The organism is Nonomuraea sp. NPDC052129, from assembly GCF_040680095.1.
GTDB lineage: Bacteria > Actinomycetota > Actinomycetes > Streptosporangiales > Streptosporangiaceae > Nonomuraea.
This window is the reverse complement of record NZ_JBFAVX010000038.1, coordinates 59807-79103: the sequence shown is the minus strand read 5'-3', so window position 1 is coordinate 79103 and position 19297 is coordinate 59807. Positions and strand designations below refer to the sequence as shown.

At 70.4% G+C, this 19297-nt stretch carries 20 protein-coding genes; 12 read left to right on the top strand and 8 right to left on the bottom strand.

Translation table 11 applies throughout. From position 1 onward, the window contains the following. Positions 1-7: 7 nt before the first annotated feature. Complete coding sequence (locus AB0L53_RS49435; protein ID WP_364010820.1) at positions 8-2605, bottom strand: ATP-dependent helicase C-terminal domain-containing protein; 2598 nt, start codon at positions 2603-2605, stop codon at positions 8-10. Between the two features lie 100 nt (positions 2606-2705). Next, positions 2706-3023: a helix-turn-helix transcriptional regulator gene (locus AB0L53_RS49430; protein WP_364010816.1), complete on the bottom strand. Its 318-nt coding sequence runs from the start codon at positions 3021-3023 to the stop codon at positions 2706-2708. Between the two features lie 83 nt (positions 3024-3106). Here AB0L53_RS49430 and AB0L53_RS49425 point away from each other — a divergent pair, with 83 nt between their 5' ends. After that, entirely contained in the window at positions 3107-4258 is a 1152-nt protein-coding gene (locus AB0L53_RS49425) for an MFS transporter (RefSeq protein ID WP_364010813.1), read from the top strand. Here the strand turns inward: AB0L53_RS49425 and AB0L53_RS49420 are convergent. Further along, positions 4207-4767, bottom strand: a complete 561-nt coding sequence (locus AB0L53_RS49420; protein WP_364010810.1) for a TetR family transcriptional regulator — start codon at positions 4765-4767, stop codon at positions 4207-4209. The genes AB0L53_RS49425 and AB0L53_RS49420 overlap by 52 nt on opposite strands. A 141-nt stretch (positions 4768-4908) precedes the next feature. Here AB0L53_RS49420 and AB0L53_RS49415 point away from each other — a divergent pair, with 141 nt between their 5' ends. Beyond that, positions 4909-5868, top strand: coding sequence for a hypothetical protein (locus AB0L53_RS49415; RefSeq protein ID WP_364010807.1), 960 nt, complete (start codon positions 4909-4911; stop codon positions 5866-5868). Between the two features lie 15 nt (positions 5869-5883). Here the strand turns inward: AB0L53_RS49415 and AB0L53_RS49410 are convergent, their stop codons facing one another. Next, positions 5884-6714, bottom strand: a complete 831-nt coding sequence (locus AB0L53_RS49410) for an undecaprenyl-diphosphate phosphatase (protein WP_364010804.1) — start codon at positions 6712-6714, stop codon at positions 5884-5886. Between the two features lie 41 nt (positions 6715-6755). Continuing rightward, positions 6756-7637: a MurR/RpiR family transcriptional regulator gene (locus AB0L53_RS49405; protein WP_364010801.1), complete on the bottom strand. Its 882-nt coding sequence runs from the start codon at positions 7635-7637 to the stop codon at positions 6756-6758. Positions 7638-7751: 114 nt separating this feature from the next. On the opposite strand from AB0L53_RS49405, the gene AB0L53_RS49400 reads away from it, so the two are divergent. From AB0L53_RS49400 to AB0L53_RS49375, 6 genes are read left to right on the top strand one after another with little or no spacing between them, the layout of a single operon-like run. Then, positions 7752-8885 (top strand): C45 family peptidase, encoded by a 1134-nt coding sequence (locus AB0L53_RS49400; protein ID WP_364010798.1) that lies wholly within the window; start codon positions 7752-7754, stop codon positions 8883-8885. After that, the gene (locus AB0L53_RS49395; protein ID WP_364010795.1) at positions 8882-10489 is read left to right on the top strand and encodes an ABC transporter substrate-binding protein; all 1608 of its coding nucleotides are present in this window, start codon (positions 8882-8884) and stop codon (positions 10487-10489) included. Before AB0L53_RS49400 ends, AB0L53_RS49395 begins: the two co-directional genes overlap by 4 nt. Positions 10490-10491: 2 nt before the next feature. Next, positions 10492-11406 carry an ABC transporter permease gene (locus AB0L53_RS49390; protein WP_364010793.1) on the top strand — a complete coding sequence of 305 codons (915 nt, stop codon included), beginning with the start codon at positions 10492-10494 and terminating at the stop codon, positions 11404-11406. Then, positions 11403-12242 carry an ABC transporter permease gene (locus tag AB0L53_RS49385; RefSeq protein ID WP_364010790.1) on the top strand — a complete coding sequence of 280 codons (840 nt, stop codon included), beginning with the start codon at positions 11403-11405 and terminating at the stop codon, positions 12240-12242. The genes AB0L53_RS49390 and AB0L53_RS49385 overlap by 4 nt, the downstream gene beginning before the upstream one ends. Further along, entirely contained in the window at positions 12242-13183 is a 942-nt protein-coding gene (locus tag AB0L53_RS49380; protein ID WP_364010787.1) for an ABC transporter ATP-binding protein, read from the top strand. The genes AB0L53_RS49385 and AB0L53_RS49380 overlap by 1 nt, the downstream gene beginning before the upstream one ends. Beyond that, positions 13180-13986, top strand: a complete 807-nt coding sequence (locus AB0L53_RS49375) for an ABC transporter ATP-binding protein (RefSeq protein WP_364010784.1) — start codon at positions 13180-13182, stop codon at positions 13984-13986. Before AB0L53_RS49380 ends, AB0L53_RS49375 begins: the two co-directional genes overlap by 4 nt. Before the next feature lie 44 nt (positions 13987-14030). Here the strand turns inward: AB0L53_RS49375 and AB0L53_RS49370 are convergent, their stop codons facing one another. Next, positions 14031-14843 carry an NmrA family NAD(P)-binding protein gene (locus tag AB0L53_RS49370; RefSeq protein ID WP_364010781.1) on the bottom strand — a complete coding sequence of 271 codons (813 nt, stop codon included), beginning with the start codon at positions 14841-14843 and terminating at the stop codon, positions 14031-14033. A gap of 74 nt (positions 14844-14917) precedes the next feature. Between AB0L53_RS49370 and AB0L53_RS49365 the strand changes: the two genes are divergently transcribed. From AB0L53_RS49365 to lipB, 4 genes are read left to right on the top strand one after another with little or no spacing between them, the layout of a single operon-like run. Next, a complete protein-coding gene (locus tag AB0L53_RS49365; RefSeq protein ID WP_364010778.1) occupies positions 14918-15832 on the top strand; it encodes an AraC family transcriptional regulator in 915 nt (304 codons plus the stop codon). A 32-nt stretch (positions 15833-15864) separates the two neighbouring features. After that, entirely contained in the window at positions 15865-16371 is a 507-nt protein-coding gene (locus tag AB0L53_RS49360) for an HAD domain-containing protein (RefSeq protein WP_364010775.1), read from the top strand. A gap of 60 nt (positions 16372-16431) precedes the next feature. Next, the gene (locus AB0L53_RS49355; RefSeq protein ID WP_219529398.1) at positions 16432-16614 is read left to right on the top strand and encodes a PspC domain-containing protein; all 183 of its coding nucleotides are present in this window, start codon (positions 16432-16434) and stop codon (positions 16612-16614) included. A gap of 20 nt (positions 16615-16634) precedes the next feature. Continuing rightward, entirely contained in the window at positions 16635-17270 is a 636-nt protein-coding gene (gene lipB, locus AB0L53_RS49350; protein WP_364010772.1) for a lipoyl(octanoyl) transferase LipB, read from the top strand. Here the strand turns inward: lipB and AB0L53_RS49345 are convergent. Both AB0L53_RS49345 and AB0L53_RS49340 read right to left on the bottom strand, forming a co-directional pair. Continuing rightward, positions 17267-18796 (bottom strand): amino acid permease, encoded by a 1530-nt coding sequence (locus AB0L53_RS49345; protein ID WP_364010769.1) that lies wholly within the window; start codon positions 18794-18796, stop codon positions 17267-17269. The two genes, lipB and AB0L53_RS49345, sit on opposite strands and share 4 nt — an antisense overlap. A gap of 120 nt (positions 18797-18916) precedes the next feature. Beyond that, positions 18917-19282 (bottom strand): DUF2809 domain-containing protein, encoded by a 366-nt coding sequence (locus AB0L53_RS49340; protein ID WP_364010766.1) that lies wholly within the window; start codon positions 19280-19282, stop codon positions 18917-18919. Positions 19283-19297: the final 15 nt, after the last annotated feature.

Below are 19297 nucleotides of genomic sequence, written 5' to 3'. Positions count from 1 at the left end.
GCGGGGGTCATCTCGGGTTGGCGCGGCGGGTGGGGGCCGCGGTCAGCGGGTTCTCCGGCCAGGGGTGGCGGGGGTAGCGGCCGCGTAGCTCCGCGCGGACCGCACGGTAGCCCTCGCGCCAGAACGACGCAAGGTCCGCGGTGACCGCCACCGGGCGTCCGGCGGGGGAGAGCAGGTGTACGAGGAGCGGTACGCCCGCGATCTTCGGCGTCTCCGTCCAGCCGAACAGCTCCTGCAGCTTGACCGCCAGCACCGGCTGCCCGCCCGAATAGTCCACGCGGACGCGGGAGCCGCTGGGCACCGCGACGCGCTCGGGCGCCACCTCGTCCAGCCGCCGGCTCCACGGGATCAGCCGCTTCAGGGCGGTGGCCACGTCGATGCGCTCCAGGTCGGCGCGGCGGCGGGCGCGGGACAGCTCGGGCTCCAGCCAGCGTTCGGCGATCTCCGCCAGGTCGTCCATCGGGAGCCATGGGTCGCCGAGTTCGCGATGGCAGAACGCCAGGCGGTCCCTGAGTGCGGTGGCCTCCTTGGTCCAGGTCAGTACGTCCTCGGTGCGCAGGCCGTACAGGATGGCCTCGCGGACGTCGGCGTTCTTGAGCGGGGTGGCGGAGAGCTCGATCGCGCCGAGCCGCTCGACGACGCGGGCGGACACGTCGCCGCGGCGCTCGGCCGGCGGGGTGCGCCAGGCGATCTCCTCCTCGGTGGTCACCGGGAACGCCAGCCTGGCGGTCTCCTCGTCGATCACCACGGCCTGGCGGATCCGGGCCGACGCCGAGCCGGTGAGACGGTCGGCCACCGCCACGGCCAGCCACTTCGCCTCGCCGAGCCGCGACCCCTCGGCCAACTGCGCCTGGGTGCCGGACGCCATCAGGTATCCGCCGCCCCGCCGCCGTGCCACCCGCTCAGGGAACGCCAACGCCACCGCCAGCCCGGCCAGGGCGTCGTCGGTCATCTCCCGCCCGTCCGGTGACGCGGGCCCCTGGTCCGGGGATGCGGCTCGCCGGTCCGGTGACGTGGGGCCCCGGTCCGATGGTGGGGCCTGTCGGCCTGGGGGTGGGGCGGGTCGGTCCGGGGGCGGGGTGCTTCTTGTGAGGCGGCGGACCTCCTGGCGCCAGCGGGCCGTGAAGCCGTCGCGGCCGTGGCGGGCCGAGCGCCAGATCTCCACGAGGTCGTCACCCGCGTCGCGGGGGAGCTGGTCGGACAGCAGCGCCACCACCTCGGCGGCGCGCGGTCCGAGGTCGAGGAGCGCTCTGGCCAGGCGCGGGTGCACGCCGACCAATGCCATCCGCCGCCCCCGCGCGGTCACCCGCCACATCACCTGGTCGGTGCCATCGTCCGACCCGTACGAGGGTGTGGTGCCAGGGGCTGGTTCCAGGGCGCCCAGGGTGTGGAGGGTGCGGGTGGCGGCGGTCATCGCGGCAGGTGGTGGTGGGTCGAGCAGGGCGAGGCCCGAGGCGTCCGGGTCGCCCCAGCAGGCGGCCTGCAGCGCGAACCCCGTGAGGTCCGCCAGGGCGATCTCCGGCCGTGCGTGGTCGGCGAGCCGGTCGTGCTCCGCCGCTGTCCAGCACCGGTACACCGTGCCGGGAGCCTCCCGTCCGGCCCGGCCGGCGCGCTGGTCGGCCGATGCCTTCGAGACTCGTACGGTGGTGAGCGAGCCGAGCCCCCGGGCGTGGTCGGTGCGCGGCTCCCTGGCCAGGCCAGAGTCCACCACCACCCGCACCCCCGGCACGGTCAGGCTCGACTCCGCCACCGACGTGGCCAGCACCACTCTGCGCGCCGATCCGGGCGACAGCACCGCGTCCTGGACACGGGCTGGCGCCTGCCCATGCACCTGAAGCACCTCGACACCACTCGAGAGCCCGCTGGAGCGCCCGCTGCCCGAGGACCCGTCGCCCGAGAGCGTGCCGCTGAGCATGGCGGCCACCCTGGCGATTTCGCCCGTGCCGGGCAGGAAGCACAGGATGTCGCCCTCCTGTTCCGCCAGCGCCTGCCGTACGACCTGGGCCACGTGCGAGAGCAGTGCGGGGTCGACCCGGAGCCCGTGCGGTGGGGCGACCGGGCGTACCGGTGGCGTCCACACGATCTCGACGGGATGCGTCGCCCCCGACGCGCGCACGATCGGCGCGTCGCCGAGCAGGCGGGACCAGGGGGCGGCGTCCGCGGTGGCCGAGGCGGCGAGAAGCCGCAGGTCAGGACGGAGTGTGTCCCGTACGTCGAGCAGAAAGGCGAGCGCCGTGTCGGCGTCGAGGTGGCGTTCGTGGCATTCGTCGAGCATCACCACGTCCACGCCAGAAAGCTCCTGGTCGCGCTGGAGCCGCTGCAGGAGTACGCCGGTGGTGACGACCTCCACCAGAGGGTTCGCGCCGGTGTGCCGTTCGCCGCGGATCGTGTAGCTGACGCCCATCCGTTTGGCCGCGGCGCGTACGGCCAGTCGCCGCGGCTCCGCCACCAGCACCCGTAGCCCGGCCGATGCCAGGGCGAGCGGGACGACGGTGGTCTTGCCCGTGCCGGGCGGTGAGGTCAGGACGGCCGAGCCGGCGCGGTCGAGCACGTCGAGCAGCTCGGGCAGGACGTGCCGGATGGGCAGTCCATCAGCCGGGGACACCGGCCGCCCGTCTGCCGGGGACGCCGACCGCCCGTCTGCGGGGGACGCCGACCGCCCGACAGACTGGGGCAGCGGTCGGCCGTCAGACGCGGGCCGCCGCTCAGACCGGGACATGAGCCGCCGACAGGATCGCGTCGAGCAGGCCGGGGAAGCGGGCGTCGAGGTCGTCGCGCCGCAGGCTGATGTACTTCAGCCGCCCCTCCTGCTTCGACATGATCACCCCGGCCTCGCGCAGCGTCCGGTAGTGGTGCGAGGCCGTCGACTTGTGGACGCCGAGGTCGTCGCCCGCGTCGGTGCACGTCATCTCGCCCCGGCTGGCCAGACGGACGACGATCTCCATGCGTATGGGATCGGACAGCGCCCGCAACACCTCGGTGAGCTGGATGTCGTCAGTGGCCGGATGTGGAAGCAGGCGCATGCTCCGACCTTACCTCCGTCGCATTGTTTGACAACAATCCAACTATGGGTCACTTTGATGAGCATCGAACTGAAGGAGACCCAGTGAGCAGTCGGCTCTATCCTCTCGCGCTCGGGAATTTCGCCGTCGGCACCGGCATGTTCGTCACCGCCGGACTGCTGGCGCCCATTTCACATGATCTGGATATCTCGTTATCGGCGGCCGGCCAGCTGATGACCGTGTTCGCGCTGGCCTACGCGTTGCTGTCGCCGGTGCTGGCCGCCCTGACCGCGCGGCTGTCCCGCAGGCGGGTGCTGCTGATCGCGCTGGCCGTGTTCGTGGTGGGCAACACGTTGACCGCGCTGGCGCCCACGTACCCGCTGGTGATGGTCACCCGCGTGGTCGCGGCGGCGGGTGCGGCGATGTTCACGCCGACCGCCTCCGGTGTCGCCACGGCGCTGAGTTCGCCCGAACGTCGTGGCCGCGCGCTCGCGCTGGTGATGGGCGGCCTGAGCGTCGCGTCGGCGATCGGCGTGCCGCTGGGTACCTGGCTCGGGTCCGCGTTGAGCTGGCGGGCGACGATCTGGCTCGTGGTCGCGCTCGGTGTGCTCGGCTTCGCCGGGGTGGTCGCCGTGGTGCCCGATGTCATGATCGAGACCACGGGACGGCTGGCCGACCGGTTCGCCCCGCTGGCCGACCGGCGGGTGCTGGCGGTGCTGGTGACGCAGTTGCTGATGTTCGCGGCCGGGTTCGCCGCCTACACCTATATCGGCTCGCTGTTCGACCTGCCGCTGCCGGCCGTGCTGTGGGCGTGGGGGATCGGCGGGGTTCTGGGCAACCAGGTCGGCGGGCGGTTCACCGACAAGTACGGGCCGCGGCGGATGGTGCTGATCGGCATCGCCGCCTCGACGGTGTTCCTGGCGCTCATCCCGGTCGCCAACCTCGCCCTGCCCATCGCCCTGGTGTGGGCGCTCTGCTGGGGCGCGCTCGGGTGGCTGGTCGCGCCGGCGCAGCAGTACAGGACCGTCGCCGCCGTGCCGCACAACGTGCCGATCGGTCTTGGACTGCTGTCTTCGGCGCAGTACGTCGGGTTGTTCGTGGCGGGCATCACCGGCGGCCTGGCCCTCGACGGGTACGGCAGGGTGGGCGTGATCGTGCTGGCCACCGGGCTCGCGCTGCTGGCGCTGGTCTTCACGCTGGTGACCTACCGGCCGGAGACGGTCAGCTCGTCGAGGGAGAGCGTGCCGGTCAGATAGCGCTGCACGTTGGGCGCCACCAGGGCCGCCACCCGGTCCACGGGCAGCGAGGCCAGCGGATCGACCTTGATCACGTAGCGGAACATGGCCATGCCGACCAGCTGTGACGCGGCGAGCAGCGCGCGGATCTCGGCGTGGTCGCCGGGCAGTCGCTCGGCGAGCGGCCCGAGCAGATCCACCCGCGTGAGGTTCGTCACCAGGTCGGCCGCGGCCGGGGTGGCGGCGGCCGCCTGCAGGATGGCGGTCAGCCGCGGGCCGTGCGCGGGATGCTCCCAGAGCGACAGATATCTGGTCACCAACCGCTCGCCTATGAGCTCCGGGTCGCCGTCGAGGGCCTCGGCCATCAGCCTGACCGGCATGCTGTGCTCGATCGCCGCGCGGAACAGCCCCTCCTTGCTCCCGAAGAAGTGCATCACCAGCGCCGGATCGACACCCGCCGCGCGGGCCACGGCCCTGATCGTGGTCTGCCCGTAGCCCCGTGCGGTGAAGGAGTCGACCGCGGCCTCCAAGATCGACGTCCTGGTCGGGGGGCTTCCCGGGCGCCTTCCGCGTTCTTCGGCCATGGGGCCATTCAACTACGGAAATTCATCTATGTAGAATTCGACGGCCATGAATTCAACAGTGATGAAGTCAACAGACAGTGAATCTCTATGAGAAAGATCATCGGCGTGCTCGTCGGGGTCTCGTTGCTCGGCATGCTCTTCTCCGGGTCGTTCCTCGGGACGTTCTTCGAGCCGGAGCCGCACGGCGTGCCGGTCGCGGTGGTCGGGCCGGACACGCTGGTGAACCAGCTGTCGGGGGCCATGGAAGACAACAAACCCGGCGGCTTCGACCTGCGGGAATACGCCTCCGTCGACGTCGCCCACGAAGCCCTGCTCGGCCGGGAGGTGGACGCGATCCTGGTCCCGCGGGAGGGCAGGCTCGTGGTGGCCAGCGCGGGCGGGCGCGCGGGCGCCGCCGCGATCACCGGGGCCTTCCAAGCCGCCGAGCAGGCGCGGGGCCGGGCGCTGCGGGTGGAGGACGCGGTGCCGCTCGCCGCTGGTGACGTGGGCGGCACGTCCGGCATGTTCTACGTGCTCAGCCTGGTGCTGCCCGGCCTCGCGATGGCCCTGCTGCTCACGAAGGTCGCGCCCGGACACGGCGTGGCTCTGCGGGTCGGGGTGATGGTGGCGGGCGCCCTGGTGGCGGCCTCGGTCAATGCCTGGCTCGCGGACGTGGTGCTCGGCGCCCTGCCCGGCAGATACGGCTGGCTGGTCGTGGTGTCGGCGGGGATCGTGCTGACCATCGGGCTGGTCGTCTCGGGCCTGCTCAAGGCAGTCGGCATCGGGGGGATGGTGCTGGCGGCGCTGCTGTTCATCCCGATCGGGCTGCCGGCCAGCGGCGGCCCGATCGGGGCGCGGTTCATTCCCGAGTGGTACGCCGCGATCGGCCGGTTCCTGCCGGTCGAACCGGGGAGCGAGGTGGTGCGCAACACCGTCTACTTCGACGGGGCCGCGCTGGGGACGCCGCTAGGGGTGCTGGCGGCCTGGGCGCTGCTCGGGGTGGTCCTCCTGGCGCTGCCCCGCCGCCGTACGAGCTCTCACCAGGCGGCTCATCGCATACGCCGGTGACAGCCTGAAAGCGGCTCAGCCCTGGGCGGGGATCCAGCCAAGGGTGACCGCGAGGATGACGAACAGCCCGAGCAGGATGCGATAGATGACGAATCCGGTGAAGCGGTGCTGGCTGATGTACTTCAGGAACCAGGCCACCGCCGCGTAGCCGACGATGAACGAGATGACCGTCGCCACGATGGTCGGCCCCCAGGCGGGTGCCTGGCCGTCGCCGATCTGGGCGACCTCCAGCAGGCCCGACGACAGGACCGCGGGGATGGCCAGCAGGAAGGAGTATTTGGCGGCGTCCTCGCGCCGATAGTCGAGCAGCAGGCCCGCCGTGATCGTGCCACCGGAGCGGGAGACGCCGGGGATCAGCGCCAGGGCCTGCGCGAAGCCGTAGACGATGGCGTGCGTGAAGCTCAGGTGCTTCTCCAGCGTGAGCCTGTTGCGGGCGGTGTAGTCGGCGAACCAGAGGATGATGCCGAAGACGATCAGCGTGGTGCCCACCAGGCGCAGGTCGCGGAAGACCGTCTCGATCTGGTCCTTGAACACCAGGCCCAGGATGCCGATGGGCAGGGATCCGACGATCACGTACCAGCCCATGCGGGCGGCGTAGTGGCTGCGCAGCTCGGGCGTCCACAGGGCGCGGGTCCAGGTGGAGATGATCTCCCAGATCTCTTTCCTGAAATAGATCAGCACGGCCGTCTCGGTGCCGAGCTGGATCACCGCCGTGAACGCGGCGCCGGGATCCTGCCAGCCGAAGAACGCGGAAACCACGCGAATATGGGCACTTGAGGAGATCGGCAGGAACTCCGTGAGGCCCTGAATCAGCCCCAGCACCACCGCTTCGAGCCAGCCGATCACGACTACACCTTCCCCATACCCGCGTAAGTGACGAGGCGAGGTTAGCGGATACGGGGGCCGAGCAGTTGCTCGCGGAGCGAGGTCAGTTGGTGTGAGTGCTCGACCGAACGGCTCTCGTCGAGCGAGTCGAGCGCCAGCAGCAGCGCGTCGGCCACGATGATGCCGGTCAGCGGCTCGGCGCTGATGCCGGTGGGCGTGTGGGGGGCGGCCAGTACGGCGTCGACCCGGTCGGCGAAAGTGCCGCCCAGCTCGTCCGAAATGAGGATCACGCCGGCGCCCACCGCGTGCGCCCGGTCGATCAGGACCGTGAGCTCCCTGAGTTTGCGGCCGGGCTGGAAGATGACGACGGCCTCGCCGTGCTGGAGCGAGAGCAGGTCGTCGGCCAGCGCGAAGCCGGTGGCCGAGACCGCGCGGGCCCGGTGGCCACGGCGGCCCAGCTTGAGCGCGAAATAGCGGGCCGACGGCTCGGAGGCGCCCGCGCCGTAGACGAGCACCGAGCTCGCGTGGGCCATCACCTCGATCGCGCGCTGGAACGCCGCCGCGTCATAGAGCCGGCGGCCGTGGTCGAGGCGCTCGCGGGCCTCGTCGAAGACTCTGTCCCAGATCGCCGACAGGTCGTGGCCGACATGGCTGATGCGCTGCCGCATGCGTACGTCGGGCGCCACGGCCGAGGTGAACTCACCGGCGAGCGCCCTCTTGAGCCCCGGCAGCCCGCCGAAGCCGAGCCGCTGCATGGTGCGGATCACGGTGGCGTTGCTGGTGCCGGAGGCCGCGCCCAGCTCCTGCGCGCTGGAGAAGAGGATCTGCTCGGGCGCAGCGGAGATCAAGAACTGGCACACGGCTCGCTCGGCGGGAGACAGCTCGTCCCAGAGCTGCTTCACCGTGCTCCTGAGCTGCTCGATCGGACTGTGTGAATTTTCCATTACGAATCTTGACTCCTGTGTAGCGCTCATTACTCTTTCCTGGAAACGACCGCTACGGACTCGTTGCCTCACTGAAATGAACGTTACAGGCATCGGCCGGTCCAAGGAGCACCATTGAGCCTCACTTCCCTGCCCGTCGTCGAGATCGCCGGGAGTCCGCGAGAACGCGGGCGCCAGTACGGCGAGCAGGCCCGCGAACGGATCCACCGGGCGCTGGCCTACTACGCCGAGGCGTTCGCCCACTCCAGCGGCCTGGCCTGGCCACAGGTGACGCAGCGGGCGGCGCGCTGGGTGGAGCCGAGCAAGGCGTTCGCCCCCGACCTGGTGGAGGAGATGGAGGGCATCGCGGAGGGCGCCGGTGTCGAGTTCCTCGACATCGTCGCGCTGAACGCGCGCGGGGAGATCATCTACGACACCACGTTCAACTCCATGGAGCCGGACGGGTGCACCTCCTTCGCCCTGCTGGAGCAGGCGTCCGGCGACGGCCACGTCTACGCGGGCCAGAACTGGGACTGGCGCGCCGGCGTGGCCGACACGGTCATGGTGCTCAGGGTGGTCCAGCCGGGCAAGCCCACCGTGATCATGCACGTCGAGGCGGGCCAGGTCGGGCGGCAGGGGGCCAACTCGGCAGGCATCGCGCTCAACGCCAACGGGCTCGGCGGGCGCTTCGATGACGCGATCGGCGTGCCGCAGACGCTGATCAGGCGCCGGGTCCTCGACAGCGCCGACCTCAACTCGGCGCTGGAGGCGCTGACCAGGTCGCGGGCCCACATCGCCAGCAACGCGCTGGTCACCCACCGCGCCGGCTTCGCGATCGACCTGGAGACCACGCCCGGCGCCGTCGGCTGGATGTATCCCACCGACGGACTGCTCGTGCACGGCAACCACTACCAGGCGTTCATGCCGCCCCAGCTGGCCGCCACCTACCGCCCCGGCTCGGCCGACTCGCTGTTCCGGGTGCCACGCGCGGAGGGCGGGCTGCGCGCCGTACGCCACGCTTCCGGCAGTGACGAGGCGCGCAAGCTGATCCGGCACGCCATGTCCGACCACCTCGGCTACCCCGAGTCGCTCTGCACCCACCCGGACGAGAGCCAGCCCCCTGTCAAGCAGTGGGCCACCCTGCTGTCGAGCTGCGTCGACCTCACCACGGGCGACTACTTGATCGCCGCCGGCACGCCCTGCGACCACGAGTACGAGCGCGTGCCCTGGAACCTCTACGACGGACCGCACGGAGAAGAGACGTTGTGAAGAAGACACTCGCTGTGGCCGGGCTGATCGGTCTCACCGCCGCGTGCGGTGGCCCGGCCGCCACCACCAAGGCACCCGACCCGGCCAAGCTCACGCTGGTGAACCAGACGACCAAGGCGACCGGCGCGCTCGACTCGGCCACCTGGCTGCTCGACGAGGAGCCGGGCACGCTGGACATGGACATCGACGGCAACACCGACAACCGCACGGTCCTGGCCAACGTCTGCGAGCGGCTCATGCAGACGCAGCCCGACATGACGGTCAAGCCGTGGCTGGCCGAGAAGATCGACCAGCCCAACCCCAAGACCATGGTCATGACCCTGCGCAAGGACGCCACCTTCCACGACGGCTCGCCGGTCACCGCCGACGACGTCGTGTGGAGCCTGAAGCGGCATTCGGGCGAGGGCATGGACGAGTCCGACGAGTTCGAGGACGTCGAGTCGATCAGCAAGTCCGGAGAGGGCCAGGTCACGATCGCGTTCAAGAAGCCGAACGCGCTGTTCGTCCAGGCCATGGCGGGTGGCGCGGGCATCGTGCTGAACCAGAAGGTCGTGGACAAGCTCGGCAAGGAGTACGGCACGCCGGGCCACGAGGACGCCTGCAGCGGGCCGTACCAGGTGAAGGGCTGGAAGTCGGGCACCGAGCTGTCCATCGAGCGGTATGACGCGTACTGGAACAAGGACGTCAAGCCGCTCACCAAGACGGTGACCTTCAAATGGGCCGGCGACACCGCGCTGGTCAACAGCCTGACGACGGGCGCGGCCGACGGCGCGTACCTCTCCAGCACCGGCCCGGCGGTCGCGCTGCAGGGCAACCAGGCGGTCAACGTCGCCTACGGGCCCACCACGCGGGTGTTCGTGCTGCTGCCCACCGACCGCGGCGTGCTGAAGGATCCGAAGATCCGCCGGGCGCTGTCGCTGGCGGTCGACCGGGCGGGCATCGCCAAGTCCGGGTTCGCCGGGCTGGCCAGGCCGTGGAAGGTGCCGGTGGGCGCGGGCGCCTGGTCGTACGAGAAGCAGGCCTTCCAGACGGCCTATGACCAGCTGTCCGGCGCGCCCGAGACGCCGTCGCTCGACGACGCCAAGAAGCTCGTCCAGGAGGCCGGTACGCCCAAGGAGCCGATCGTGGTGGCCACCAACGGCGACGAGACCCGTACGGTGATCGCCAACGCGGTCGTCGACGCGGCCAAGAAGATCGGGCTCACCGCGCAGATCAAGACGGTACCGCCGTCGGAGTTCGGCAGCTTCTACACCGACAAGTCGCTGCGCGCCCAGGTCGACCTGGTGCCCGACGACTGGTACATCACCAAGTCCGACCCGATCGGCTTCTACGACAACGGCCTGACGGGCTCGGCCAACAACTGGGTCGGCTTCAGCTCGCCCGAATACGACGCGCTCGTCGCCAAGGCGCTGGCGAGCACCGACGACGCCCAGCGCGCCAAGGACGTCATCGACCTGCAGCAGCGGTTCACCGCCGACATGGTGTGGATCTCGCTCGTCGAGGTGCCGTCCGCGGTGGTGCTCGGCGGCAAGGTGACCGGGCCGCCCGCCTCCCAGGTCTACATGGGCTACCCGTGGGCCGCCGACCTCGGGGCCAAGGGCTGAGCATGGTCCGCAAGCTGACGGGGGTGCTCGCGACGCTGCTGGTCACCTCGTTCGTCATCTTCGGGGCGTCGTACGCGGCGCCCGGCGACCCGGTGACGTTCCTGGCGGGCGGCAAGGAGAACCTGACGCCCGAATACCTGGCGGCCGTCCGCGCGCAGTACCACCTGGACGACCCGTTCCTCGTCCAGTTCGGGCGCTGGCTCGGCGACGCCGTGACCGGCGACCTGGGCCGGTCCACCCAGTACAACGACCAGGTGGGCGACCTGCTGGCGGCGCGGTTGCCGAGCACGCTCGGGCTGGTCGCCTACGCGGCCGTGCTGTTCGTGGTGTTCGGCATCGCGCTGGGCGTGCTGGCGGCGGTACGCGGCGGGCGGACCGACGCGGCGGTGGTGGCGGGCACGACGTTCGCCACCTCCGTGCCGCCGTTCGTGGTGGCCACCGTGCTGATCTCGCTGTTCGGCGTCCGGCTCGGCTGGTTCCCCGTCATGGGCGGCGGCTCGCTCTGGCACCTGACCCTGCCGGCCGTGACGCTGGCGCTCGGCGCGCTCGCGATCATCAGCCGGGTCACCAGGCAGGCCATGGTCGAGCAGCGCGAGCTCGACCACGTGACCGTCGCCCGCGCCTCCGGGCTGTCGGAGCGGCTGATCGTGGTCAGGCACGTCTTCCGCGGCGCGCTGGGCCCGATCGTGACCATGTGCGGGCTGGTGACCGCCGGGATGCTGGCCGGGACGGTGACCGTGGAGACCGCGTTCGGCCTCAGCGGCATCGGCTCGCTGCTGGTCAACGCGATCAACACGCACGACTTCCCCGTGACGCAGGCGGTGCTGCTGCTCATGGTCACCGCCTACATCGTGGTGACCACGCTGGTGGAGCTGGTCCAGCCGCTGATCGACCCCCGAGCAAGGAGGCGGGCATGACCGCTATTGCCACGCTGTCGCCGCGACCGGCCCGGCCGCTCGGCTATCTGCTCGCCGCCGCCTTCCTCGCCCTGGTCGTGGTCGGCGCGGTGTGCGCGCCGCTGATCACGCCGTTCGAGCCGGACGCGGTCGACTTCGGCGCCTCGCTCGCGCCGGTCTCGCCCGAGCACCTCCTCGGCGCTGACCAGTCGGGCCGCGACCTGCTCACCCGCATCCTGTACGGCGCCCGTACCTCGCTGGTCGGCCCGTTGCTGCTGCTGGCCATCGCCTCGGCCCTCGGCGTCGCCCTGGGCACGCTGGCCGCCTGGCACCGGGGCTGGGTCGACGCGGTGGTGTCCAGGGTGACCGACGTGATGTACGCCTTCCCCGGGCTGCTGTTCGTGGTGCTGATCGTGGCCGTCTTCGGCAACGGCATGACCACGGCGGTCATCGCGCTGGGCCTGGCCTACGCGCCGACGATCGCCAAGTACACCAGGAGCGTCGCACTGGCCGAGTGCGGCAAGCCGTACATCGACGCCTATCGGGTGCAGGGCATGGGCGGGCTGGCGATCTGCGTGCGCCACCTGGTGCCGAACATGGGGCGCTCGATCGTCGGCTACCTCGTGGTGCTGTTCGGCGAGGGGTTGATGAGCCTGGCCACGCTGAGCTTCCTGGGGTTCGGCGCGCAGCCGCCGTCGTCCGACTGGGGCCTCATGGTCAAGGAGGGGCAGCCGGCGATCGTGCAGGGCGCGTTCCTGCCCGTGCTGGTGCCCGGCGCGGCCATCGCCCTGGTGGTCGTGTCGTTCAACGTGATCGGCGTACGGCTCGCCGACCGCATGGGCGTGAGGGGAATCTGATGCTGCTCTCCGTGGAGGACCTCACGATCGAGGCGGGCGGCCGGCGGCCGATCCTGCGCGAGGTGTCGCTGAGCGTCGGCAAGGGCGAGGTCGTCGGCCTGGTCGGCGAGTCCGGCTCGGGCAAGTCCACGATCGCCCGCGCGGTGCTGCGCCTCCTGCCGCAAGGGGCGCGGGTGTCGGGCCGGGTGCTGGTCTCCGGCGACGACGTGCTCTCGATGAGCCCCGCGGCGCTCAGGGACCTGCGGGCCGCCCAGGTGTCGATGATCTACCAGGACCCGCGCTCGTCGCTCAACCCGGTACGCCGGATCGGTGACTTCCTCACCGAACGCATGGTGCTCACCCTGGGCCGATCCAAGGCGGAGGCCCGTACGCGGGCGCTGGAGCTGCTGGCCGCCGTCGGCCTGCGCGACCCCGAGCGGTGCGTGCGGCAGTATCCGCACGAGCTGTCCGGCGGCATGCTCCAGCGCGTGGTCATCGCCGCCGCGCTGGCCGCCGACCCGGCCCTGCTCCTGGCCGACGAGGCGACCAGCGCGCTCGACGTCACCACCCAGGCCGAGACCCTTGCGCTGCTGCGCCGGATCCAGGCCGAACGCGAGCTCGGCATGCTGTTCATCACGCACGACCTGCACCTGGCCGCCGCCTACTGTGACCGGGTGCACGTGCTGTACGCCGGTGCGGTGGTGGAGTCGCGGCCGGCCAAGGAGCTGTTCGCGGACCCGCGGCACCCGTACACGGCCGGGCTGCTCGCCTGCACGCCCGAGCTCGGCGACCCGCGCCCGATCCGCCCCATCCCCGGCCGGCCGCCGTCTCTCGACGACGTGTTCACCGGCTGCCCGTTCGCGCCGCGCTGCCCGCACGCCACCGGCGACTGCGACGCCTGGCAGCCGCGGCCCCTGACCGTCGCGGGCGGCTCGGCCGCCTGCCGCCTCGTGGAGGCATGATGCTCGCCGCTCACGGCTCGGTGCCGCCCGTACGAGACCAGATGCTGGCCGTACAGAAGCTCAGCAAGTCCTTCCAAGGCACCGTGGCCGCCGACGAGGTCTCCTTCGAGCTGGCGCCGGGCGGCTCGCTCGGGCTGGTCGGCGAGTCCGGCTCCGGCAAGACCACGATCGCCCGCATGCTGGTCGGCCTGGTCACCCCCGACTCCGGCACGATCACCGTGGCCGGCCGCGCCCGCGGCCCGAAGGAGCGCGGCAAGGCGGCCAGGCTGCGCCGGGCCCGTGAGATCCAGATGGTCTTCCAGGACCCCTATCTCTCGCTGGACCCCCGGCTGACCGCGACCGAATGCCTGCACACCTCGCTCCGCCTGCACGGCAAGCCGCCCGCCCGCGCCGCCGAACTGCTCGACCAGGTGGGCCTGGGCAGCCGCGAGGCCGGCGCGCGCCCGCACCAGCTGAGCGGCGGCCAGCGGCAGCGCCTCGCCATCGCCAGGGCGCTCGCGGTCGAGCCGTCGGTGCTGGTGCTCGACGAGGCCGTGGCCGCGCTCGACGTCTCCATCCAGGCCCAGATCCTGGAGCTGCTGGCCCAGGTACGTCGCGACGCGGGCGTGGCCCTGCTGTTCGTCAGCCACGACCTGGCCGTGGTCCGGCACCTGTGCGAGGAGACGCTGGTGCTGCATCGGGGGGTGGTCGTGGAGCGGGGCCCGGTCGAGCGGGTGCTGGCCGAGCCCGAGCACCCCTACACGCGCCTGCTGCTGGCCTCGGTGCCCGACCCCGGCTGGGATCCGGCCAAAGTGGTGCGCTGAGCGCACGGTCCAGGTGGCGCGTGGCGCGCGGTCCAGGCGGGGCGTCAACGCACGGTCCAGATTGCCTTGTTCGCGGTGGCGTAGTCGGAGAAGTCCCGAGCGGGCCGGCCGAGCGCCTGGTGGACGCCGTCGGCGAGGTGCGCGTTGCGGCCGTCCAGGACCTCGGCGAACAGCCCGTTCAGCCCCTCGATCTCGTTCTCGGGCACGCCCTGCTCGCGGGCCCCGGCCGCGAACTCCTCAGCCGTCACCGGCACGTAGACGATGTCCCGGCCCGTCGCCTTGGACAGCTCGGCGGCCACATCCGTGAACGTGAGCAGCCTCGGCCCGGTCAGCTCGTACAGCTTGCCGCCGTGGCCCTCCTGGGTCAGCGCCGCCACCACGACGTCCGCGATGTCGTCCACGTCCACGAACGGCTCGGGCACGTCCGCGATCGGCAGCGCGATGACCCCTTCGAGCACGGGATCCAGCAGGTAGCCCTCACAGAAGTTCTGCATGAACCAGCTGCACCGCACGATCGTCCAGTCGGCCCCGGACGACTGGACGACCTGTTCGGCCGCCTCGGCCATCGGCTCGCCCCGGCCGGAGAGCAGGACCAGCCGGCCGACGCCGCCGGCCACGGCGAGCGAGGTGAGGGCCTGGATGTCCGCCAGGGCGCCGGGGAAGGCGAGGTCGGGATAGTAGGTCACGTACATGGAGTCGACGCCGTCCAGCGCGGGCGCCCACGTGGACCGGTCGGTCCAGTCGAAGGGCGGTCGCGCGGAGCGGGAGCCGATCCGCCACGGGTGGTCGAGAACGGTGAGCCTGTTCGCCACGCGGCGGCCGGTCTTGCCGGTGCCGCCCAGCACCAAAGTTGTCATGGCTCAAGTAAGCCGTCGAAGTCTGAGACTCTCCATGGTTGAGAAGCGCAATCCCATATGCGATCGTCTAGGCCATGGACCAGCTAGCCGCCCTGCTCGACGGTCCGCGGGCAAGGGGCGCCTTCATGCTCCGCTGCCTGCTCGATCCGCCCTGGTCGCTGCGTATCCAGGACGAGGCCCCGCTCACGCTGGTGGTGATGGTGCGCGGCGAGGCGTGGGTGGTGCCCGATGAGGGAGACGTCGTCCGGCTGTGCCCCGGGGAGGTGGCGATCATTCGCGGGCCCAAGCCGTACACGGTGGCCGACAGCCCCGCCACGCCGCCGCAGATCGTCATCCACCCCGGCCAGCACTGCACCACGGTCGACGGGGAGTCGCTCGCCCAGGCCATGGACCTGGGCGTACGCACCTGGGGCAACGCCGTGGACGGCGAAACCGTGATGATCACCTGCGCTTACCTCATGGAGGGGGAGGTGAGCAGGCGGCTGCTGGAGGCGCTGCCGACGCTGCTGGTCCAGCGGGGTGACCCGCTCGTCCCGCTGCTGGGCGCCGAGATCGTCAAGGACCAGCCGGGGCAGGAGGCGGTCCTCGACCGGCTGCTCGACCTGCTGCTCATCTCCGTGCTGCGGTCGTGGTTCGCCACCCACGAGGCGCCGGCCTGGTATCGGGCGCAGAGCGATCCGGTGGTGGGCCGGGCCATGCGGATGCTGCACAACAACCCGGCCCACCCGTGGACGGTCGCCGCGCTGGCCGCGCAGGTGGGCGTCTCGCGGGCCTCGCTGGCCAGGCGCTTCACCGAGCTGGTCGGCGAGCCGCCCATGGCGTTCCTGACCGGCTGGCGGCTGGCGCTGGCCGCCGATCTGCTGCGCGAGCCCGACGCGACGGTCGGCTCGGTGGCCAGGCAGGTCGGCTACGGCAGCCCGTTCGCGCTCAGCGCGGCCTTCAAGCGGGTACGCGGCGTCAGCCCGCAGGAACACCGGACGGTCCGATGAGACCGCAGCCCGCAGGGGCACCGGGCGGTCCGATGAGACCGCTGCTGCTGATCGACGTCGACGGGGTGCTCAACCCGTTCAGCCGGCCCACGCCCGACTTCCGCCGCTACCACTGCACGGTCGGCGACCAGGTCTACACCGTGCAGCTCAACGCCAGACACGGCACCAGGCTGCTGGAGCTGGCCCTGGTGACCGGGGCCGAGCTGGTCTGGGCGACGACCTGGGAGCAGCACGCCAACGAGTGGATCGGGCCCCGCCTCGGCCTGCCCGAGCTGCCCGTCATCCCCATGGGACCGGACCAGGGGGGGTTGTACGGGGAAATGTTTAAAACCCCGCACGTAGCCGCTTATGTCGGCCGCAGGCCGTTCGTATGGTTCGACGACCAGGTATGGCTGGAGGACGAGGAATACCTCAGGGGCACTCAGGGTCTCGATGATTTCCTGCTCATTCATGTTGATCCGAGAAAGGGTCTGACCAGCCAACACCTCGCCCAGGCGCACGAGTGGCTGACCCTCTCAGGGTTTTCTCAGGGTGCCTAGTGGGATATCTCCAGCCTGGACATCCGTTTTCCAGGTAGGTGCAACCACACGGAGGAAACGATGTACCGCTCACGAGAGCACAGAATCCTGGCCGGCGTCTGCGGCGGTCTCGCCGACAAGATGGGCCTGCCCCCCACCCTCGTCCGGATCCTCTGGCTGCTGCTGTCGCTCATCCCCGGACCGCTCTGGGTGGTCTACGTGGCCATGTGGATCCTCGTCCCCGAGGAGCCGAAGCGCTACTAAGGCGACCTATCCTGGAACGCATGAGGGCTAGGCCGCTGACACTCGTCCAGGATGAGCTCGTCGATTACGACAAGGCGATGGAGCGCATGACCGACCTCGTCGGTGAGCGCCAACGAGACGAGCGGCCGGACACGCTCTGGCTGCTGAGCCACCCGTCGGTCTACACGGTCGGGCGCCGCACGCCGGTGACCCACCTGCCGGACCCGTCGCGCGGCATCCCCGTGGTCGAGACCGGCCGCGGGGGCCAGCTCACCTACCACGGTCCCGGCCAGCTGGTCGGCTACCTCATCGTCAAGCTGGGCGAGGAGGAGGGCATCGTCGACTACGTACGGGAAGTGGAGCTCCGGCTGGTCGAGGCCCTGGGCGCGCTGGGGCTGCCCGCGGAGCGCCGCGACACCCCGCCCGGCTCCGAGCTGCTGACCGGCGTCTGGACGTCGGAGACGGGGCGCAAGGTCGTGTCCATCGGGATGCGGCAGAGCCGTGGCGTCACCAGCCACGGCTTCGCGCTCAACGTCGACGGCGACCTGGAGCCGTGGCACTGGGCCGTCGCCTGCGGCATGCCCGACGTGGACATGACCTCGCTCAAGAGAGAGCTGGAGGCCACGTCCATGGACACCGTCCGCGCGGCCGTGGCCACCGCCTTCGAAGCGTCTTAAGGCATGGGCAGTTCGTCGATGGTCCGGCGGGGCCCGGTGAACCAGTGTTTGGCCGACAGCTTCCACCACAGGGCGATGCCGAGCAGCACGACCCCGACCAGGACCGGCGCGTAGTTCACGTCCGTCCAGGTGAAGTTCTCGTTGCCGGGGATCGCCGAGGGCTTGATCGGCATGATGAAGTAGATCGAGATGATCACGATCTCAACGCAGGCGATCCAGCACATGGCCCGATATTTCCGGCCAAGGGTCCACGGGCCGGGCCGGAAGTCGTCGCCCATGCGCAGCCGCAGCCAGATCGGGATGAGGAACGCCAGGTACAGCCCGATGACCGCGATCGACACGACGGCGAGGAAGGCCACCGGAGTGGTCGAGCCCGCCGGCGCCCAGAGCGCGGGCAGCGTGATCAGCGCGGCCACCACGCAGCCCGCGAGGATCGCGTTGACCGGCGTCCGGTTGCGGTCGACCTTCGACCACAGCCGCCAGCCCGGCACGGCGCCGTCTCGCGAGAACGCGTAGGTCATCCGCGACATCGAGGTCACGCAACTCATCCCGCAGAAGAACTGGCCGATCGTGGAGATCGCGAAGACCGCGGTGGCCAGCGGCGAGGAGAGCGCGGTCTCGAAAATGGCGCCCACGAAGCCGCCCTGCTTGTTGATCTCGTCCACGTTCGTCGCGGCGAACAGGAAGGCCAGCAGCAGGATCCAGCCGCCGATCGCCGAGTAGAAGATCGACTGCCAGAGTCCGCGGGCGGCCGCCGTGGAGGCGCCCTGCGTCTCCTCCGACACGTGCGCGCAGGCGTCGAAGCCGGTGATCGTGTACTGGGTGAGCAGGAAGCCCAGCGGCAGCACGTAGAACCAGAACGGTATGCCGCCGTCGCCGTCGCCGAAGCCGGAGTTGTTGATGGTGTCGGTGAAGACGAAGCCGACCGTCTGGTGGTGGCTCGGCGCGAAGATCAGGATCGCCACCACGATCGCGGCACCCGCCACGTGCCACCAGACCGAGATGTTCTGCAGCATGGAGATGAGCCGGTGGCTGTAGATGTTGATCAGCGCGTGGAGCACCAGAATGATCACGAACAGCAGGAAGGCGTTCCCGAGTGAGGCGTCCCAGCCGCCGCCGGTGAGCCGGTTGATGGTGATGTTCAGGAAGGTCGCGCAGCCGTAGTCCACCGACGCGGTGACCGCGATGAGGCCGATCAGGTTGAGCCAGCCGGTGAACCAGCCATGGATCGGCTTGCCCATGGTGGCGGCCCACCAGTAGATGCCGCCCGCCGTCGGGTACGCCGAGACCAGCTCCGACATGCAGAGACCGATGATCAGGATGAAGACGGAGATCAGCGGCCAGCCCCAGGAGATGGCGATGGGACCGCCGTTGTTCCAAGCCTGGCCGAAGGTGGTGAAGCAGCCGGCGAGGATCGAGATGATGGAGAAGGAGATGGCGAAATTGGAGAAACCGCTCCAGGTCCTTGACAGCTCCTGCTTGTAACCGAGCTCGGCGAGGCGCCTGGAATCCTCTTCTGTGGTCATTGAGGTCTCCTTGGGGGGATGCGCGGCGGAGGACTCTCTAGGATTTGGTCTATCTCTAGACCATTTCCATGTCACAGGCAAGGCGTTACAGCGGAGTTTCGAGCTGGTAAGGACCGTTCTTTACCTAAATGTGGACCTCGGCGCTATATACGCAGCAAAGCCGATATGCGCCGCACAGGCCACCGCGGCGCCCACGGCGTACCAGAACAGGTCGGGCGGGTTGAACGTGCTGCCCAGCAGCGGCTGGAGCAGTGGCGGGATCTCCCAGAGCTGGGCGAACTCGATCGCCCAGCTCAGCGCGGTCGCCCCCAGCGCGACCCACAACGGCCGGACGCGCGGCAGGACGAGCACGACGAGCAGGTAGATCAGGACCGTGTAGAGCGCGTCGCCCGCGTACTTGGCGAACGGTCCGTCCCACAGCAGCCGCACCCCCAGCCCGGCCACAACGGTGACGACAGCGGCGGCGAGCACGAGCCAGCGAGACATTTGGCTCACGTTAGT

Coding starts and splice junctions, on each gene's coding strand:
- AB0L53_RS49430 (WP_364010816.1), bottom strand. CDS start 3,023: ATGCGCCTGCTTCCACATCCGGCCACTGACGACATCCAGCTCACCGAG.
- AB0L53_RS49415 (WP_364010807.1), top strand. CDS start 4,909: ATGAGAAAGATCATCGGCGTGCTCGTCGGGGTCTCGTTGCTCGGCATG.
- AB0L53_RS49405 (WP_364010801.1), bottom strand. CDS start 7,637: ATGGAAAATTCACACAGTCCGATCGAGCAGCTCAGGAGCACGGTGAAG.
- AB0L53_RS49390 (WP_364010793.1), top strand. CDS start 10,492: ATGGTCCGCAAGCTGACGGGGGTGCTCGCGACGCTGCTGGTCACCTCG.
- AB0L53_RS49385 (WP_364010790.1), top strand. CDS start 11,403: ATGACCGCTATTGCCACGCTGTCGCCGCGACCGGCCCGGCCGCTCGGC.
- AB0L53_RS49380 (WP_364010787.1), top strand. CDS start 12,242: ATGCTGCTCTCCGTGGAGGACCTCACGATCGAGGCGGGCGGCCGGCGG.
- AB0L53_RS49375 (WP_364010784.1), top strand. CDS start 13,180: ATGATGCTCGCCGCTCACGGCTCGGTGCCGCCCGTACGAGACCAGATG.
- AB0L53_RS49370 (WP_364010781.1), bottom strand. CDS start 14,843: ATGACAACTTTGGTGCTGGGCGGCACCGGCAAGACCGGCCGCCGCGTG.
- AB0L53_RS49365 (WP_364010778.1), top strand. CDS start 14,918: ATGGACCAGCTAGCCGCCCTGCTCGACGGTCCGCGGGCAAGGGGCGCC.
- AB0L53_RS49360 (WP_364010775.1), top strand. CDS start 15,865: ATGAGACCGCTGCTGCTGATCGACGTCGACGGGGTGCTCAACCCGTTC.
- AB0L53_RS49355 (WP_219529398.1), top strand. CDS start 16,432: ATGTACCGCTCACGAGAGCACAGAATCCTGGCCGGCGTCTGCGGCGGT.
- lipB (WP_364010772.1), top strand. CDS start 16,635: ATGAGGGCTAGGCCGCTGACACTCGTCCAGGATGAGCTCGTCGATTAC.
- AB0L53_RS49345 (WP_364010769.1), bottom strand. CDS start 18,796: ATGACCACAGAAGAGGATTCCAGGCGCCTCGCCGAGCTCGGTTACAAG.
- AB0L53_RS49340 (WP_364010766.1), bottom strand. CDS start 19,282: ATGTCTCGCTGGCTCGTGCTCGCCGCCGCTGTCGTCACCGTTGTGGCC.